This is a genomic window from Mesorhizobium sp. WSM3862, assembly GCF_002294985.1.
Classification (GTDB): domain Bacteria; phylum Pseudomonadota; class Alphaproteobacteria; order Rhizobiales; family Rhizobiaceae; genus Mesorhizobium.
On the sequence record NZ_NSGE01000001.1, the window covers coordinates 490,311 to 507,616 of the forward strand.

Below are 17,306 nucleotides of genomic sequence, written 5' to 3' on the forward strand. Positions count from 1 at the left end.
GACGTGGCGCGCAGGATCTCCGGAAGAAGTCACGGCGATCCGCGCAGCGCCGACACCAGGGCGAAGGTGGTCAAGGATGACTACCGGCCCTCGCGCGACGAAATCCTGCGCTACATCGCCGAGAACCCCGACCGCTCCGGAAAACGCGACATAGCCAAGGCTTTCGCGCTGCGCGGCGAGGACCGCATCTGGCTCAAGGATCTGCTGCGCGACCTGCAGGATGAGGGCCTGCTGACCAGGAACCGCAAGCGGCTCACCCGCGCCGGCTCCCTGCCGCATGTCGCCGTGCTCGACATTTTCGGCCGCGATAACGACGGTGTGCTTCTGGCGCATCCGAGCGAATACACCGGCCCGGGCTCGCCGCCCGTGATCGCCATCCGCATTTCGCGCGGCGCCAGCGGCCCGGTTCCGGGCATCGGCGCCCGCGTCCTCGCCAAGACCTTCCCGACCGACGATCCCTCAGGCCCCGCCTATACCGGGCGGGTCATGAAGATTTTCGAGAAGCGCAGCGAAGCCGTTCTCGGCGTCTTCCGCGTGCTGAAGGACGGCACCTTTCGCATCGAGCCGGTGGAACGCCGCCAGCCCGAGTTGATCGTCGACAAGGAATTCCAGAACGGCGCCAAAAATGGCGATCTGGTCGAGGTCGAGCCGGCGCGCGCTTCGCGCTACGGCCTGCCGCGGGCCAAGGTGCTGGCGGTGCTGGGCTCGCTGACCAGCGAGAAGGCGGTCTCGATGATCGCAATCCACGCCCACGACATCCCCCACGTCTTTCCGGCCGATGTGATCGCCGAAGCCGACGCCGTGAGGCCTATGGCGCTTGCCGGGCGCGAGGATTGGCGCGATCTGCCGCTGGTTACCATCGATCCGGCCGACGCCAAGGACCATGACGACGCGGTGTTCGCCACGCCCGATACGGATGAGAAGAATCACGGCGGGGTCATCGTCACTGTGGCAATCGCCGATGTCGCGGCCTATGTCCGCTACGACACGCCGCTCGACCGCGAGGCGCTGAAGCGCGGCAATTCGGTCTATTTCCCGGATCGCGTCGTGCCGATGCTGCCCGAGCGCATCTCCAACGACCTCTGCTCGCTGCGCGAAGGCGAGGACCGTCCCGCGATCGCCGTGCGCATGACCTTTTCGGCGGAAGGCCGCAAGCTCAGGCACTCCTTCCACCGCATCATGATGAAATCGGCGGCCAAGCTCGCCTATCCGCAGGCGCAGGCGGCGATCGATGGCGTGCCCGACGACAAGACGGGGCCGATCCTCGAAGGCGTTCTGAAGCCCCTCTGGGACGCCTATGCCGTGCTCAAGCGCGGCCGCGACAGCCGCCAGCCGCTCGAACTGGAGCTGCCGGAACGCAAGATCCTGCTCAAGCCCGACGGTACCGTCGACCGGGTCGTCGTGCCGGAGCGCCTCGACGCCCACAAGCTGATCGAGGAGTTCATGATCCAGGCCAATGTCGCGGCCGCGGAGACGCTTGAAGGCAAGAAAGAGCCGCTCGTCTACCGCATCCACGACGCGCCGTCGCTGGCGAAACAGGAATCGCTGCGCGAGTTCCTGCACACGCTTGGCCTGTCGCTGGCGCGCGGCGCGCAGATGCGGCCCGGACAGTTCAACGGCATTCTGGAGCGGGTGCGCGGCGCCGACAACGAGGCGCTGGTCAATGAAGTGGTGCTGCGCTCACAGAGCCAGGCCGAATACTCGCCGAAGAACATCGGCCATTTCGGTCTCAACCTGAGACGCTACGCGCATTTCACCTCGCCGATCCGGCGCTATGCGGATCTCATCGTGCATCGCGGACTGATTGCCGCGCTCGGCCTCGGTCCCGGCGGCCTGACGCAGCAGGAAGCGGATCGCCTGGAAGAGGTCGGCGCGCTGATCTCGGCCACCGAACGCCGCGCCATGGCGGCCGAACGCGACACGGTCGACCGGCTGATCGCGGCCTATCTCGCCGAGCGCATCAACGACACCTTCGACGCTCGCATCTCCGGCGTCGCCAAGGCGGGACTCTTTGTCCAATTGCCGCAGTATGGCGCCGATGGTTTCATCCCGGTGTCAAGTTTGGACGGCGATTACTATATCTACGATGAAACCGCTCGATCGCTGTTCGGAGAGCGCACTGGCAAGGGCTACCAACTAGCCGACCGCGTCGAGGTGCGGCTGCTCGAGGTTGCGCCGATGGCGGGCGCGATGCGTTTCGAAATGCTGAGCGACCCGAAGCCGCTGCCAGGCTCGCGACGGTCGTTCCACAAGACCAAGGGCCGCGCCCGCGCGTCGCAGTCGCGCATGGGTCCCCGCGGCAGGAGAAGATGATGTCGAAGGGCATGGAAGAACAGGTTTTCGGCGGCGAGCACCATTCGGGCCACGTCGCGCGTCCGCTGTGGACGGCAATCAAGCGCGGCATGCTTGGCCGGTGCCCGCATTGCGGCGAAGGCAAGCTGTTCGGCGCCTTCACAAAGCCCGTCGACAAATGCGGCGTCTGCGGCGAGGAGCTTCATCACCATCGCGCCGACGACCTTCCCGCCTATCTGGTGATCGTCATCGTCGGCCACATTGTGGTTGGCGCCTTCATGACTGTGGAGGCCGCCACCACGCTTTCGACCTGGCAGCACGCGCTGATCTGGGTGCCGCTGACCATTATTCTGGCCGTCGCGCTGTTGCAGCCGGTCAAAGGCGCCGTCATCGGCCTGCAATGGGCGCTCTATATGCACGGCTTCGGCGGCGAGAAGGACGAGTTCGAGCCGCATCTCTAAGCCTGGAGCGGTTCTGTCCTTGATACAAGCAACGACCATCTCCGAGCAGTGGAATTCCAGATCGAGAACCGCTGCGCGTTTTTTCCTGGAATTGCTCCGGCAGCGACGTTTGGTCCGGGCTGGTGCAAAGGCCCGAACACGTAAGCCACTTTCGCGTTCGAGAAGTTTCCGCTAGGTCGAGCGCATGGAAGGAATGACCAAGGCGGATGTCGACAAGCTCGATAAAGGCTTGGCCGTGCACGGCGGTCGGCCGCTTCGCCCGCGCGATGCCGCAACCTTGATCCTGCTCGACAGGAGAGCCAGCGACGTTCTGGTGCTGATGGGCCGCCGCCACGCCGGCCACGCCTTCATGCCGGGAAAATTCGTCTTCCCCGGGGGCCGCACCGATCCCGCCGACAGCCGCGTTCCGGTGGCTGCCCCGCTGCATCCTGAGGAAGAGGCGAGGCTTGTGAGCGGCCCCGGCCGCGCGAGTGCCGCACGGGCGCGCGCCATCGCCATGTCGGCAATTCGTGAGACTTACGAGGAAGCCGGCCTGCTGATCGGTCGTAAAGGCCCGTTCGCCACCGCCAAGCGCGATTGGCAGGGTTTCGTCGAACACAGCGTCGCACCGTCGCTGGACGCCCTGCGCTTTATTGCGCGCGCCATCACGCCGCCCAACCGCGTGCGCCGCTTCGATACCCGGTTCTTCAGCGCCTGGCGTGAGGATGTTGCCGTCGAATTGCCCGACGGCGGTCCAACCAACGAGTTGGAAGAGCTCGTCTGGTTACCGCTTGGCAACGCCCGCAAGGCCGATATTCCCGACATCACCCGCATGATCCTGGAAGAACTGGAAAGGCGCCTCGCCCGCGATCCGTTACTGCGTCCGGGCGGCGCAGTGCCGTTCTTCCGGCTCATCCGAAACCGCTTCGTTCGCGAAGTCCTTTAGAAGCAGAGCATCCACATCGATGACGGTCGATACCCAGCAACAGGGCGACGAACGCGTACACTGGCTGCCGATGACTGCGGCGATCTCCTCGATCAGCGTGGTCGGCATCGCCATCGGCCTCGGCATGCCGCTGCTCAGCGTCATCCTCGAATCGCGCGGCCACTCGGCCTCGATGATCGGCCTCAACACGGCGGTCGCCGGGCTCGCCTCGATCGCCGGCGCGCCGCTCGCCACGCCGCTGGCCATGCGCCTCGGCGTCGCCCAGACCATGCTTTTGATGATCGCCGTTGGCGCGCTCGCTTTTGTCGGCTTTCATTTCGCGCCGGCCTTCTGGATGTGGTTTCCGCTCCGCGTCGCGCTGCACATTTCGCTGACAGTGCTCTTCATTCTGTCGGAATTCTGGATCAGCACCTCGGCGCCCCCGCATCGTCGCGGCCTTGTGCTTGGCATCTACGCTACGGTGCTTTCTCTGGGCTTCGCCGCCGGGCCGTGGCTGTTCGCCCATGTCGGCTCCGGTGGGTTCCTGCCGTTCGGCGTCACCATTGCGTTGGTAACGCTTGCTGCCATCCCGGTGCTGGCGGCTCGTAACGAGAGCCCGGCGATCGTCGCCGACGGCGAAACCAGCCATTTCCTGCGCTATATCTGGATGGTGCCCACAGCAACCTTCGCCGTGCTCGTGTTCGGCGCCGTCGAGACCGGCGGCTTTTCGCTGTTCCCGGTCTATGGCAGCCGCATCGGCTATTCGGAGGCCGACGCTGCGCTGTTGCTGACCATGATCGGGCTCGGCAACGTGCTGCTGCAGATACCGATTGGCATGATCAGCGACCGAGTCTCGGACCGCCGCTACCTGCTTTTGGCCTGCGCCACGGTCGGCCTCATCGGAACCGTGTTCATGCCTTTCTTTGCCAAGGACTGGCACCTGATGGCGGCGCTTCTGTTCGTCTGGGGCGGTGTGGTCGCGGCCATGTACACGATCGGCCTTGCGCATCTGGGTACCCAGCTTTCCGGCCATGAGCTCGCCTCCGCCAACGCCGCCTTCGTGCTCTGCTACGGCGTCGGCATGGTGATCGGTCCGCAGGCGATCGGCATCGGCATGGACGCCTTCGGCCCTTCGGGCTTCGGCTGGTCGCTGGCGCTGTTCTTTGCCGCGTACATGCTCCTGGTCCTCGTCAGGCTGGTGCGAAAGATCCTCTAGTGAAAATGTCGCCCTGCGCAGGCGGCCGGGCACGGTCGAGGTATCGTTCGAACTGCCCGACGATCAGGCGCTCGCCGCCCGTGTCGCCGAAGCGATATTCCAGGCCCATTCCTACCAGGAGCCTGTGATCCGCATTCAGCCGCTGCTGACCAGCCGTTCCAAGGGACTCGACGACCGTACCAATCCGAACCGCTGGTGGAACACCAGCGGCGACTGGAAGAAGGCCGATCTGCAGGTCAGGGAGAACGCCTGACGCGGCGAGTTCCGCCGCGTCAAAACGGGGCAAGAAGGGGCTTGGGCTTGACTTTCCGGGCGCGTTCTTTATGTGTCGCGCCAAGTTTCCCGCGTCCGGGTGTTTTCCCCGTGCTCCAGCGGCCAAAACTCCACGAACATTAACGGACGAACATCATGGCCAAAGCCGCAAACATCAAGATCAAGCTTCTGTCGACCGCCGACACCGGTTTCTTCTACGTGACCAGCAAGAACAGCCGCACCAAGACGGACAAGCTGTCGTTCCGTAAGTACGACCCGATTGCCAAGAAGCACGTCGAGTTCAAGGAAACCAAGATCAAGTAATCCGGTTTATCCTGAAATGCCGAACGCCGCCCCTTGGGGCGGCGTTTTTGTTTTCAGCGGGCGGACGCTCGAGCAAGAAAGCCCGCGGCTGCCTGACGCTGAATCATGCATGAGAAAAAGGGGGCCGGTCGGCGGTTGGCAGCGGTACGAGGAGGCCACTATGTGCCAGCGCCGGCCGGCCGACCCCACGGACCCAGGAGATGCGGCGGACCTGAGCATCATGGGGTATTTTCTGGATCGAGCCGGGCAGTCTACCCTCGTGCCGGCTTCGTCTTCGTTCTATGCCAAGCAGATTTGCTCAAGAACTTATGAAAATCAACCATTTCTTAACCACGGCTCCCGAATCGCTTGGATTAAGGTAAATTCCTAACCCTATCGGGTTGACGCGGAATTGGGGCTTCCGTGGGTAACCGCATCGCGGCGCAACGATTCAGGCAACGCGCTTAAGTCTTCTGGTCTTGTCCATGTCGGTGCGCCAAAACTGCTGCGCACCAATTGGGTGGCATGGATTAGGCGGCCTTGGCGACAACCCGGTTGCGGCCGCCGCTCTTGGCCTCGTAGAGCGCAAGGTCGGCTCGCTTCATCAACGCCGCGACCGTATCGGCTCCCCTCAGCACCGATGACACGCCGACGCTGACCGTCACCTCGATCGTCTTGCCACCGCTTCCGATTGCGAAGGGCGCCTGCGCGATCTCGGCGCGGATACGCTCGGCCACCTTCTCGGCGATGGGCCCGTCGGTATCCGGCATAACCACGACGAACTCCTCGCCGCCGAAGCGGCAGGCGAGATCGATGCCGCGCACGTTCTTGCGCAGCCGCCTGGCGAATTCACGCAGAACGTCGTCGCCGCCGTCATGGCCATGGGCGTCATTGATGGATTTGAAACGGTCGAGGTCGGTGATCATCACCGAGAGCGGCCGCCGCCGCGCCACGGCGCGGTCGAACAGCGTCTCAAGATGGCTATCCAGGTAGCGGCGGTTGTGCAGGCCGGTCAGCGCGTCGGTCACCGCCATCTCGATGGTCTGGGTGACGCTGGCGCGCAGCTGATCGTTATAGCGCTTGCGCCGCACCTGCGTGCGCAGCCGGGCCGTCAGCTCGTGCTGATCGATCGGCCGCGTCAGATAGTCGTTGATGCCGAGTTCGAGGCCGCGGATGATGCGGCCCTCCTCGCCCTCATCGGCCAAGAGCATGATCGGCAGGAAGCGGGTGCGGTCGAGCGAGCGCAGTTGCGAGCAAAGCCGGAGCGCATCGAAATCGGCGAAGGCCGTCGAGATCAGCACGCATTCATAGGCGGTCTCGGCGGCCTGGAAGAATCCGGCATTCGGATCGGTGGCGACGTCGAGATCGGCGCTGCCGCGAAGCATCTTCTGGATACGCTCGATAGACGACTTGCGCTCGTCCACCAGAAGCACCTTGGGCTTGGTGTCTTCCGTCGCGAAGTTGCGGCTGAGCAGCTCTTCGATGCCGATGTTGCGCGTGGTCGAGGCGCGCAGCCGCAATTCGTCGGTCAGCGACTTCAGCCTGACCAGGCTCTTCACCCGCGTCATCAGTTGCAGATCATTGACCGGCTTGGTGAGGAAATCGTCGGCGCCCGCCTCAAGGCCGCGCACCCGGTCCGATACCTGGTCGAGCGCGGTGATCATGACAACCGGAATATGCGAGGTCGCCGGGTCGCTCTTCAGCCGCTTGCAGACCTCGAAGCCGTCCATGCCCGGCATCATCACGTCGAGCAGCACGACATCGACCTTGCCGTTTTCGCAGGTCTCGATCGCATCCGGGCCGTTGCCGGCCGTCAGCACTTCGAAATATTCGGCCAGCAGCCGAACCTCCAGCAGCCGCACATTGGCGGGGATGTCATCGACGACGAGGATCCGCGCGGTCATCTCAAAGGCTCCGGCTCAGGCATCGCCCAGATAGGATTTGATCGTTTCGATGAAGCGCGGCACCGAGATTGGTTTGGAAATATAGGCCTCACAGCCACCCTGGCGGATGCGCTCCTCGTCGCCCTTCATCGCGAAGGCGGTGACGGCGATGACCGGGATCGAGTGCAATTCGTCGTCTTCCTTCAGCCACTTGGTCACTTCCAGGCCAGAAACCTCGGGCAGTTGGATGTCCATCAGGATCAGGTCCGGCCGGTGCTGGCGCGCGAGATCCAGCGCCTCCAGGCCGTTGCGCGTGCGGACCGTTTCGTAACCGCTGGCTTCGATGAGGTCCCGAAAGAGCTTCATGTTGAGCTCATTGTCCTCGACGATCATGACCTTCTTAGCCATCAATTTCCCGTCCCGACGGTCCCCTGAGCCGAAGACCGCCGTCATGCGTCCTTGCCGGATCGCACCCAACCCGCCTGTACCCTACGTCAATATGATTGACGAAACGCAAACCTGCCGTTGGAAAAGCACACCCATTCCACTTGCGGCTGCAGGGCTGAAGCGGCTGAGACTTGCCGCAAGCGACGCTTGCCATTACTGCGGAAGAAAGACTCAACATGCACATCGGCAAAAGGTAATGATGACGAACGCAGCGTCAATGCGCGAGGAGGCGGAAACCCTTGCCGTCAGGGCGCTTGGCTTCGTCGCCGGCGATCCGGAGCTGTTGCCTCGCTTCCTGGCGATAACCGGCATCGAGGCGCGGTCGATCCGCCACGCTGCCGCGGAGCCGGGCTTCCTTGCCGGCGTGCTGCAGTTCATCCTCGCCCACGAGCCGACGCTTTTGCGCTTTGCCGAGGAAACTGGCACGCCACCGGCTGCCGTCGGCAAGGCCTTGCGGGCGCTGCCGCTCGGCAATGACGATCATGAGCGCTCGACATGAGCGACGATCCCGAAACCGCGCGCCAGATCGAGGAGTTGGCGGCCGACGACCGGCCGCTGCTGGTGCTCGATGTCGATGATGTCGTGCTCGAATTTATCCGTCCCTTCCCGCACTACCTGAGGTCGCGCGGCTTCGGACTCACCCTCGCCTCCTTCCGCCTCACCGGCAACATCGCCGAGACGGCGTCCGGCCGGCTGATCGAGCAGGCGGAAGTGACGGCGCTTCTCGGCGATTTCTTCGATGCCCAGGCCGATTGGCAAAGCATCACCGACGGCGCCGCGGAGGCGCTGACGTCGCTCGGACAGCGCGCCGAGATCGTGCTCCTGACCGCGATGCCACACAAGCACCGCGCCGTGCGCCGGACGTATCTCGACGCGCTTGGCCTGAACTACCCTCTGCTGACCACGGAAATGGCCAAGGGTCCGGCGATCGCCAAGCTGCGCGGCGCCAAGGGCCGGCCCGTCGCCTTCGTCGACGACCAGCCCGCCAACCTGGTGTCGGCGCGCAATTCGGTTACCGACGCGCATCTCTTCCACCTGATGGCCGACAATTCGCTGCGCGCTTTCCTGCCGCCGACGCCGGACGACATCATCTCGGTCGATAACTGGCGCGAGGCGGCGCCGAGGATTGCGGCCGCGCTCGGCCTTTAGGGCGATGCAGGAAAAGTGCGAGCGTTGGGCTCCCCGTAGCTCCGTCCGAAAACGTTAGACGCCTTACCTTCAAGTGCTCAGGGCTGCAGCTTCGCTCCAGCCCCGCCATTGTCGCCGCCGTCCGAATCGGCCCCGCCGGTTGAATTGTCCGTTCTGTTCGCGCCGTCATCGCCGCCCGAATTGTCGTCCTGCCCCGCGTTGTCGTCCTGGACTTTATCCGGGCCCTTCAGCATGGCGCCGTTGACGACGATGGACCCGTCGGCCTTGGTGTTGATCACCCACTCCAGGCGACCGTCAGGCAGTGTCTTGCCAAAACCCTTGACGGCAAGCGCGAACGGGAAGGCCTGCACCATTTGCTCATCGCTCTTTGCCGCTTCCTTCAGGGCATCGACGATCCTGTCGTAGCCGGCGACGTCGATGGTCACGCTCCCATCGGCTTTCTTGCTATCCGGGAAATACACCTCGCCTTCCATGGCGACTTCGATACCGCCATTCTTCACTGTCGAGTGCCCGAACACGATCTTGGGCTTCTTGGCCTTGAAATCCTCGACCAAAGCCTTGCCGAATGCATCCGGCAGCGACGGATTCTTATTGAGATCAAAGGCTTCGATCGTCTTCCTTGCCATCGTATCGAGATCAATATTGGCGCCACCGAAGTTGAGGTCGATATCCGTCGGCAGCAACGCGACGCTCCAGGCGGGCAGCGCTTGCTGCGGGATCGTCAGGCCGGAGGCCTTGATCGAGTAATCGACTCTGCCGTTCGGTGAGATTCCGTCCATCGCGAACGCGGTGCTGAACTGCTTCGCCGCGAACTTGCCGACGGGGCTCTCCACCTCGAAATCCTTGAAGCTGTAGTTGCCGTCGATCCTTTCCCAGACGGGCAGGGCGGCCAACAGGAGCGATTTGAGCTCCGCCTGGTTAGCCTTGAGCTTGGCTTCGTCCTCGTTGGCGACGGCAAAGGCAAGAAGGTCGAGCAACGGCTTCGTCCGTACGCCCTTGCCATTCGCATCAACGGAAAGTTCGGGCGTTTTCAGGGCGACTGGAAAATTCATTCCGCTGTTGGGATCGTCGATCTTGATCGTCTCGACGAAGCTCGAGACCTTTTGCGTTGCCTTGAAGTCGACGCCGCCATTGGCCGACTTGGTGGCGGCAATCGTCGCGGTGCCGGCACCGGCGGTGACGTCCGCCTGCTGCTTGGCTTCCCGAGACGTCATCGTCATGCCCGCCATCGAGCTGGCGCCGCTGGTGAACGCCGCCAGGTTCGGATCGTAGACGGCGGAGCCCTTGCCGTCCTTGACCGAAACTTGCATGCTTTGCGGGCCTTCGGGTCCGTTGAATTCGAAGGACATGGTTTGGGAAAAATCCGAGCTGACGTCCCAGGATCCATCGCTGCGCGGCTTCACCAACAAGGCATAGGGCGCGAGGTCGATCTTGAACGGCTTCTGCTCCGGCAGGGCGCTGACCAGGGCCTTGACGTCCACTGCGATCTTGTAGGCGTCGCCTTCGACCGAGACCTTGAGCACGCCCTTCTCGAACGCCTGCTTGCCGAAATAGCGCGCCAGATTGTCCGAAAGCTGTTTGGCGCCCTGGCTGTCGACGGTCTGTGCAACGGCCGGCGCGCTGAAAGCAAGAATGAAAACAAGTGGCAAAACACGCTTCACGTCAGTCTCCGTCGGTCTCGGAAGGCAAATCGTTTCGTCTTCTGGTAGAAAAGAAGCATTACAGCCGCAAGACGATGACCGTAAGCCAAATCCTCAAGCGGCTAAAGCACCAGCCGCATCAGCGGCCTGCCGGGCTTGCGCTCCAGAAGCCTCTCGAACCCGGCCTTCTCGAACACGCGCGACGAGCCGACGAACAGCCCGATCGAACGCGAATCGCGCGACAGATCGATCGGGCAGGCTTCCAGCAGCCTGGCGCCATTTTCGCGGGCAAAGGCGATGCCGCCGTCGACAAGGCGATGAGTGATGCCCCTGCCCCGCGCCTTGGCGCGAATGAAAAAGCAGGAGATCGCCCAGACGTTCGGGTCTTGGGCATCCGCGGGATCGACAGGCGCCGAGCCCCGGCCTTGATTGTTCCATTCGGGCACGTCGGCGCGCGGGCCGACCTGCATCCAGCCGACGGCCTTGCCGTCCTCGAAAGCCAGAAGCCCTGGAGGCGGGCCGGCTCCGATGCGCGCCTTGATGTGATCCTTGTTGCGCTCGCGGTCGCTCGCCCGCCGCTCCGCCGGAGTCAGCCGGAAATGCGTGCACCAGCAGCCGTAACAGGCGCCCTGCTTGCCGAAGAGATCCTCGAAATCGGTCCAACGCTCAGGACTCAGCGGTACTATGGTCGTGCTCATACGTTCTCCCCAGGCCAAGCTTGTTGCCGGCCCTGCACTGTCGTACCATTGCACTTGTTCTCTTTATGTTCGCAGCGATGGCGGCTCCTGTCAACAATCCCGAACACGGCTTTTGTCGCGACTGCCTGGCTTCTCAGCGCAGCGAGACGCGCCGTTGCGAGCGCTGCGGCAGCCCGCGCCTTGTCCATCATCCGGAACTCTACCGGCTGCACATCGCTCACATCGACTGCGACGCTTTCTATGCCGCCATCGAAAAGCGCGACAATCCGGCGCTGAAGGACAAGCCGCTGATCGTCGGCGGCGGCAGGCGCGGCGTCGTCTCCACTGCCTGCTACATTGCCCGCATCCAGGGCGTGCGCTCGGCGATGCCGATGTTCAAGGCGCTCGAGGCTTGTCCCGAGGCCGTGGTGATTGCGCCGAACATGGAAAAATATGTCGGCGTCGGCCGCGAGGTGCGCGCGCTGATGCAGGCGCTGACGCCGCTGGTCGAGCCGCTGTCGATCGACGAAGCTTTTCTCGACCTCGCCGGTACCGAGCGGCTGCATGGGATGCCGCCGGCGCTTGTGCTGGCCCGCTTCGCGCAGACCGTCGAGAAGGAACTCGGCATCACCGTTTCCACCGGTCTCTCTTACTGCAAGTTCCTGGCCAAGATCGCGTCGGACTTCCGCAAGCCGCGCGGCTTTTCAGTCATCGGCAAAGCGGAAGCGCCAAGCTTTCTTGCCGGGCAGCCGGTCACGCTGATCTGGGGCGTCGGCAAGGCCTTGGCCGCGACGCTCGAGCGCGACGGCATCCGCACCATTGCCCAACTGCAGCGCATGGAGCGCGGCGAGCTGATGCGCCGTTACGGTGTCATGGGCGACCGGCTCTACCGGCTTTCGCGCGGCGAGGACGACCGCCGCGTCGACCCCGACGGCGATGCCAAGAGCGTATCGGCCGAAACCACCTTCGACAACGACATCGGCTCGCTGGCAGAATTGGTGCCGGTGCTGCGCGGCCTGTCGGAAAAAGTCTCGGCGCGGCTGAAGAAATCCGGCATTGCCGGGCGCACCGTGGTGCTGAAGCTGAAGACGCAGGATTTCAAGCTGCGCACCCGCAACCGCCAGCTTGGCGATCCGACACGGCTGGCCGATCGCATCTTCCAGACCGGGCTCGATTTGTTGCGTCGCGAGACCGACGGCACGAAATTCCGCCTGCTCGGCATCGGCGTCAGCGATCTTTCCGACGACGGGAAGGCCGATCCGCCGGATCTGGTCGACGTCCAGTCGCGCAAGCGCGCGATGGCCGAAACCGCGATCGACGAGCTGCGCGACAAATTCGGCAGGAAGGCCGTCGAGACCGGTTACACCTTCGGCAAGGGCCGTGCCGCCAACCCGCCCGAGCCGCTCGAGGACTGAGACCGGCTGGCATTCATGGCTGGCTTGATCAGGTGCGCTGCAGGTCGATCCGGCTCGTCACCATGGTCTTGCCGGTCTTCGGATCCGTGTCGGTCACTGTCAGCCGCATGCTGTCGCTGCCGGTCTTTTCGACGGTCAACTGCGCTTTGCGGTCGCCATTGACCTCCTTTGCCCAACGGATGCCGAGATTGAGCGCGTTGCCCGAGCGGCTGCCGTTCAATTGCGCCGGCCCGGTACGCGAGCCGATATAGACGCCGCTATAGCCCCTGCCGGTGGCCTTCAGATCCGCGCTGATCTCCCGCGTCATTAAGATCAGCCCGCGGCATTTGCCGTCGAGCGACAGCGAGGTCGAGGTAGCGCCGGATTTGAAGTCGCAGGAGATATTCACCGTCGGCGCATTCGCGCTCACCTTGAAGGTGCCGTTGCCGGCGAAGCTGCCCTGGAACGAGCGCAGGAAATCTGCATCGTCGGCGTAGGCGCTTGCGGCAGTCATCAGGCAGCCGGCGAGAACGAGCGGAACCACTGGTCTCATCGAAATTCTCCCCCGTTGGAGCCGAAACACGCCTCCTGGCTTCGGAAGGCGCAAACAGACTCAGGAACGCAAGCGATCTTGGCAGGTTCCCCTGCCGATATGACCGTTTTGCAACAAGGCCGGTTGCCGTGAGGGTATTTTAAGCCGGCGGCGGCTCAGGCCGAGAGCGCGGCCTTCACCCAATCCAGCCGCGCTGCCGGCACCAGCCCGTAATTATAGAAATTGATGCCATCGACATCAGTTTTCCGCGCCGGGCTGACCTTCGCCGCTAGCAACTGCGGACCCGCCATTTCCGGGTAGAAAAGCCGGTAGCCGGTGCCGAGAAATTTGCCGGCGCCGAGCGCGGCGCGGCCGTCCGTCACCAGGCTTGCGACATCCTCGGCCTGCATGTCATAGGCGCACAGGATCGCCCCGTCGCAGACCTTGCCGACAGCCGCCAGATCGCAGCCGCCCAGCCAGCCTTCCTTGAGGTCGATGATGAGGACCTTGGTGACCGGATGCGCCACCTCGCGCAACTCGGCGACCAGACTGGTCACCGGCTCGAAGCGCCAGACCAGATAGGCGTGTAGCTCCGGCCACGGCCCGAAAACCTCGAGTCCGCCCGCTGGAAAACCGGGGAAGCGCCGCTCCGGCACCGCGCGCTCGCAGGTCTCGATGATCCATTGCCGGACGAGCGCTCGCGCCCGTTCGGCGTTGACCCCGGCTTTAGCCGCGAGATCGACACAGGACGGACAGAAGCACAGCGACAGCAGGAAATCCTCCTCGGGCGTCAGGCCGACGCCGTCCTTCTCGTGATGGTATTCATGGGCAAATCCCATGAAGGAAGGGCTTTCGAGTTCGATCCTGTCCGGTTTGTAACCGTGCGAGATGTCCGCAACCAGCGCCCGGACATAGGCGCGCGCGTCGGGATGCGAGGGACAGAGATTGTAATAGTTGGGATCGCCGAAGGCGTTGCGAGTGACCGCCTCGGGATGAAGCATGCCGAGGCGGGTGTTGTGCAGGCACACCGTCCAGCAAGAGACCCCGGGGCCGCCCTGTTCCCGCCGGCGGACGAGTTGGCCAAGCACGTCGCCGCCTTCGCTGATCACATCCGCGACCTTGGGCTGGATGGCGAGGTCGGCCCATCGCGCCGCTGACGGCTTGAAATAGATGGTGCCATCCTCTGGAAAATAGGCTTTCCGCCGTGGGCTGCGCGGCTGCAGGAAGCGACCGGCATGATAGGAGGCGGCCAGGCTGATCATGTTGAGGCCGGCGCGCTGGACAATATCACGCTCGACCGTCTCCAGGCCGAGATCCTGAATGTCCCAGGGATATGTCCACATCGAAAGCTGCATGCTCATCCTTTGGATCCTCGCCCCTTCCGGTGCCGGCGTCAGCCTTCGACCGGCTCGGCCACTTGCATCAGGCAGTCGCCCGCCTCGCACATGGTGTGCAGCCGGCGCGACAGCACAATGCCGCTCTCCGAGAAATGCAGCGCCTCCTCGGCAAGCTCCAGCCGTTCGAGATCGTGATACCATCCCGCAAGCTGGCCAGCACTCACGCGGTCGCCCAGGCGGACCGCAGGCTCGAACCACCCGCGCCGCGTCGAGTAGATACCCTGGCTGTGCCTCGACAGCGAAAGCAACCGCGTCGGCTTCGCCGGCTCTGCGTCCGATGTGAGCACCGGCGCCGCGACCACGCCCAGCACGACCATCAGGCAATCGAGCGCCCGAGCGGTAAGCGTCATCGAATCGACGGTAGCGGTTCCGCCGCCGCCGAATTCGCCGCTGACGCCGATCGCGCCCGCCCGGCGCGCGGCACCCATCGAGGTCGGCGAGGCCTGGCCGTTGTCTGCGATGAAGCCGAACGGCATCCCGAGCGCGCGCATTAGCTCGACACCCCGCCGATGGCGCTCGGCATCGGCATTACGCTCGACCAGTGCCGTCGGCAGATGCTCCATCGAGGTGCCGCCCGAGTGAATGTCGAAAACGACATCGTGACGGGGAAACAGTTCCGTTTCCAGGAAATGGGCGAGCCGACTGGTCGGCGTGCCCGACGGATCGCCCGGGAACGCGCGGTTGAGGTTGCCGCCGTCCAGCGGCGAGCAGCGCTTGGCGGCCATAACCGCCGGCGCATTCGCCATCGGCAGGATTGTGATGCGACCGCTGATTGCGGCCGGATCGAGCCGGCGGATCAGCTTGGCCAGCGACAGCTCGCCCTCATACTCGTCGCCGTGGTTGCCAGCCATCAGCAGCAGTGAGGGACCCTTCCCGTTGCGAATGGTGCAGATCGGTACCTTGACCTGGAAATAGGGAGAGCGGTCGACCGAGAACGGAATGCTGAGATAGCCGAGCGTTTTGCCTTCGCGGTCAAAATCGAGCGTGTGGACAAGGCCGGTATGCATGCTGTCCTCTCAGACGGCCGCGACGGCGGTGACTTCGATGCGCAGGTCCGGGTCGGCCAGACGCGCTTCGACGCAGGCGCGTGCCGGCAGGCGCTCGGGATCCACCCAGGCATCGTAGATCTTGTTCATCGCGTCGAAATCGCCGATCTGCGGCAGGAAGATGTTGAGCGCCACGAGCTTCGACTTGCTGCTGCCGGCCTCATGCAGCAGCGCCTCGACTTTGGCCAGAACATCGCTGGTCTGCGCTTCGATGCCCCCCTTGCGGTCGTTGGCGACCTGGCCGGCTATATGCACCATGCCGCCATACACCACGGCCTGTGACATGCGAGAGCCGGACTGGAAGTATTTGATCATCTCGGATCCTTTCGAGTTCTTTTTGGAGGCCTGGTCAGCCGAAATAGGTCGGAATGGCATGGGCTACACGACCGGTCGCATCCACGCCGAAAAGAACGCGATAGCGGTCGAGGCAGGTGCAGGGATGCGAAATGCCGAATTCGATGACGTCGCCGACCGCGATGTCGTCGCCAGGCTGGAGCGCCAGAAAGGCATGCTGATCGTTGAGCTTGATTACCTGTGATTTCTCAGGTGAAGCTGGCAGCGGATCGCCCGAACGATACACCCTGAGCGGCTTGGGGAAACCCTGGTCGAAGGGGACGTCGCGCATGCCCATGCCGCAAATGGTGAGATCAGGTTCCGGCCGCGAAAGCACTTCGGCCCAGACACGCAGGACCGGACGGAAAGAATTGCGCGCCGAGGCGGTGGCGCCGCCGAGCTCGAAACCGCTGCGGCTGTCGACCGCGCCAAGCGATCGGTCATAGACGCCGTGGTCGTGGAAGAAGATGGCGCCGCTGCGCAGCACCAGCGTCGCCTTGCCGTCCTGTTCGACCAGCGGCGAAAGCGCCGCCACCACCCTGTCGAAGAAGACCGACCCGCCGGCCGTCACGACCAGGGGAGCCTCGCTGCCGAGGCGAGCGCGGAGCCTGAGGAACATGTCGCCCACCGCTGCCAGCAGCGCAGAGACCGCTTCATCGGTGCGCAGCGGATCAGGCTGAGCGGCAGCGCCTTCATAGGTGCCGACGCCGGCAATGCGCAGCCGTCCGCCGGTCGCAGCGACGGCATCGGCGATTGCCTCGGCCTCTGCCGTGGTTCGTGCCCCCGCCCTCGCCGCGCCGAGCTCGACCAGGACACGCAACGGCGGGAGATCGGCAGCTGCCCGCCACGCATCCGCCAGTGCCCGCACGGCCGCGACCGAGTCGGCGAAGACATAGAGCTCGGCATCCGGCCACGCGCCAGTCAGTTTCGCGAGCCGGCCTGCACCACCGGCGCCGCCGACCTCGTTGGCAATGATCAGTCTCGAGAGACCCGCCTTCAGCATCACCGTTGCCTGCCTTATATCGGCGACCGTCGTGCCCCAGGCACCGGCCTTGACCAGCGAATGGGCGAGATCCGGCGCCATCGGCGTCTTGGCATGCGGCGCGACCGCAGCGCCCTGCTCGCGCACATAACGCAGGAACAAGTCGCGATTTGAGGCGAAGGCCGCTTCGTCAAGGGTGAGCAGCGGCAGCGACATGCGGCCATCGGCCGGATGCCAGCCTTGCTGTCCGGCCAGGCTGGAATCCAATCCGGACGTGCCGGGGGGCACGCCACGGATACGATCGTCGAGCATGAAATTTTCATGCACGACAAGCGATTGGGCCGGTGTGTTCTCGCTCATCCGATGCTAACCCTTCCGTCGCCGAACAATGGCTCAAC

General features: G+C 64.1%; 17 protein-coding genes and 1 pseudogene. 9 read left to right on the forward strand and 9 right to left on the reverse strand.

The annotated features are described in order from the left end of the window. Positions 1–3: 3 nt before the first annotated feature. The 6 genes and pseudogenes from rnr to rpmG all read left to right on the forward strand — a co-directional run bounded on the left by rnr (position 4) and on the right by rpmG (position 5,449). On the forward strand, positions 4–2,313 hold the full coding sequence (gene rnr / locus CK224_RS02485; protein WP_095780674.1) for a ribonuclease R: 2,310 nt from the start codon (positions 4–6) through the stop codon (positions 2,311–2,313). Then, the gene (locus tag CK224_RS02490) at positions 2,313–2,753 is read left to right on the forward strand and encodes a DUF983 domain-containing protein (protein WP_067000923.1); all 441 of its coding nucleotides are present in this window, start codon (positions 2,313–2,315) and stop codon (positions 2,751–2,753) included. Before rnr ends, CK224_RS02490 begins: the two co-directional genes overlap by 1 nt. A 184-nt stretch (positions 2,754–2,937) precedes the next feature. After that, the gene (locus tag CK224_RS02495; protein ID WP_067000311.1) at positions 2,938–3,678 is read left to right on the forward strand and encodes an NUDIX domain-containing protein; all 741 of its coding nucleotides are present in this window, start codon (positions 2,938–2,940) and stop codon (positions 3,676–3,678) included. 19 nt (positions 3,679–3,697) lie between these two features. After that, complete coding sequence (locus CK224_RS02500) at positions 3,698–4,873, forward strand: MFS transporter (protein ID WP_095780675.1); 1,176 nt, start codon at positions 3,698–3,700, stop codon at positions 4,871–4,873. Between the two features lie 13 nt (positions 4,874–4,886). After that, positions 4,887–5,126 (forward strand): annotated as a pseudogene (locus tag CK224_RS02505) (hypothetical protein); the annotation flags it as partial. A 155-nt stretch (positions 5,127–5,281) separates the two neighbouring features. Continuing rightward, entirely contained in the window at positions 5,282–5,449 is a 168-nt protein-coding gene (gene rpmG, locus CK224_RS02510; RefSeq protein WP_040995604.1) for a 50S ribosomal protein L33, read from the forward strand. A gap of 509 nt (positions 5,450–5,958) precedes the next feature. Here the strand turns inward: rpmG and CK224_RS02520 are convergent. Both CK224_RS02520 and CK224_RS02525 read right to left on the reverse strand, forming a co-directional pair. After that, complete coding sequence (locus tag CK224_RS02520) at positions 5,959–7,332, reverse strand: PleD family two-component system response regulator (protein ID WP_067000302.1); 1,374 nt, start codon at positions 7,330–7,332, stop codon at positions 5,959–5,961. A 15-nt stretch (positions 7,333–7,347) separates the two neighbouring features. After that, positions 7,348–7,719: a response regulator gene (locus CK224_RS02525; RefSeq protein ID WP_027166515.1), complete on the reverse strand. Its 372-nt coding sequence runs from the start codon at positions 7,717–7,719 to the stop codon at positions 7,348–7,350. A gap of 238 nt (positions 7,720–7,957) precedes the next feature. On the opposite strand from CK224_RS02525, the gene CK224_RS02530 reads away from it, so the two are divergent. Then, complete coding sequence (locus tag CK224_RS02530) at positions 7,958–8,257, forward strand: DUF3572 domain-containing protein (RefSeq protein ID WP_067000920.1); 300 nt, start codon at positions 7,958–7,960, stop codon at positions 8,255–8,257. Next, complete coding sequence (locus CK224_RS02535) at positions 8,254–8,907, forward strand: hypothetical protein (protein WP_067000299.1); 654 nt, start codon at positions 8,254–8,256, stop codon at positions 8,905–8,907. Before CK224_RS02530 ends, CK224_RS02535 begins: the two co-directional genes overlap by 4 nt. A 77-nt stretch (positions 8,908–8,984) precedes the next feature. Here the strand turns inward: CK224_RS02535 and CK224_RS02540 are convergent, their stop codons facing one another. Both CK224_RS02540 and CK224_RS02545 read right to left on the reverse strand, forming a co-directional pair. After that, positions 8,985–10,568, reverse strand: coding sequence for a hypothetical protein (locus tag CK224_RS02540; RefSeq protein WP_067000296.1), 1,584 nt, complete (start codon positions 10,566–10,568; stop codon positions 8,985–8,987). A gap of 101 nt (positions 10,569–10,669) precedes the next feature. Continuing rightward, positions 10,670–11,245, reverse strand: coding sequence for a GNAT family N-acetyltransferase (locus tag CK224_RS02545; protein ID WP_067000293.1), 576 nt, complete (start codon positions 11,243–11,245; stop codon positions 10,670–10,672). Between the two features lie 65 nt (positions 11,246–11,310). On the opposite strand from CK224_RS02545, the gene CK224_RS02550 reads away from it, so the two are divergent. After that, positions 11,311–12,639, forward strand: coding sequence for a DNA polymerase IV (locus CK224_RS02550; protein WP_095780676.1), 1,329 nt, complete (start codon positions 11,311–11,313; stop codon positions 12,637–12,639). Between the two features lie 28 nt (positions 12,640–12,667). On the opposite strand, the gene CK224_RS02555 is transcribed toward CK224_RS02550, so the two are convergent. The 5 genes from CK224_RS02555 to CK224_RS02575 all read right to left on the reverse strand — a co-directional run bounded on the left by CK224_RS02555 (position 12,668) and on the right by CK224_RS02575 (position 17,268). Continuing rightward, positions 12,668–13,171: a hypothetical protein gene (locus CK224_RS02555; protein ID WP_067000288.1), complete on the reverse strand. Its 504-nt coding sequence runs from the start codon at positions 13,169–13,171 to the stop codon at positions 12,668–12,670. A 155-nt stretch (positions 13,172–13,326) separates the two neighbouring features. After that, positions 13,327–14,505 carry a hypothetical protein gene (locus CK224_RS02560; protein WP_095780901.1) on the reverse strand — a complete coding sequence of 393 codons (1,179 nt, stop codon included), beginning with the start codon at positions 14,503–14,505 and terminating at the stop codon, positions 13,327–13,329. A 38-nt stretch (positions 14,506–14,543) separates the two neighbouring features. Beyond that, positions 14,544–15,554: a succinylglutamate desuccinylase/aspartoacylase family protein gene (locus CK224_RS02565; RefSeq protein WP_095780677.1), complete on the reverse strand. Its 1,011-nt coding sequence runs from the start codon at positions 15,552–15,554 to the stop codon at positions 14,544–14,546. A 9-nt stretch (positions 15,555–15,563) separates the two neighbouring features. Further along, positions 15,564–15,908: a RidA family protein gene (locus CK224_RS02570; protein WP_095780678.1), complete on the reverse strand. Its 345-nt coding sequence runs from the start codon at positions 15,906–15,908 to the stop codon at positions 15,564–15,566. 34 nt (positions 15,909–15,942) lie between these two features. Continuing rightward, positions 15,943–17,268: an alanine racemase gene (locus CK224_RS02575; protein WP_095780679.1), complete on the reverse strand. Its 1,326-nt coding sequence runs from the start codon at positions 17,266–17,268 to the stop codon at positions 15,943–15,945. Positions 17,269–17,306: the final 38 nt, after the last annotated feature.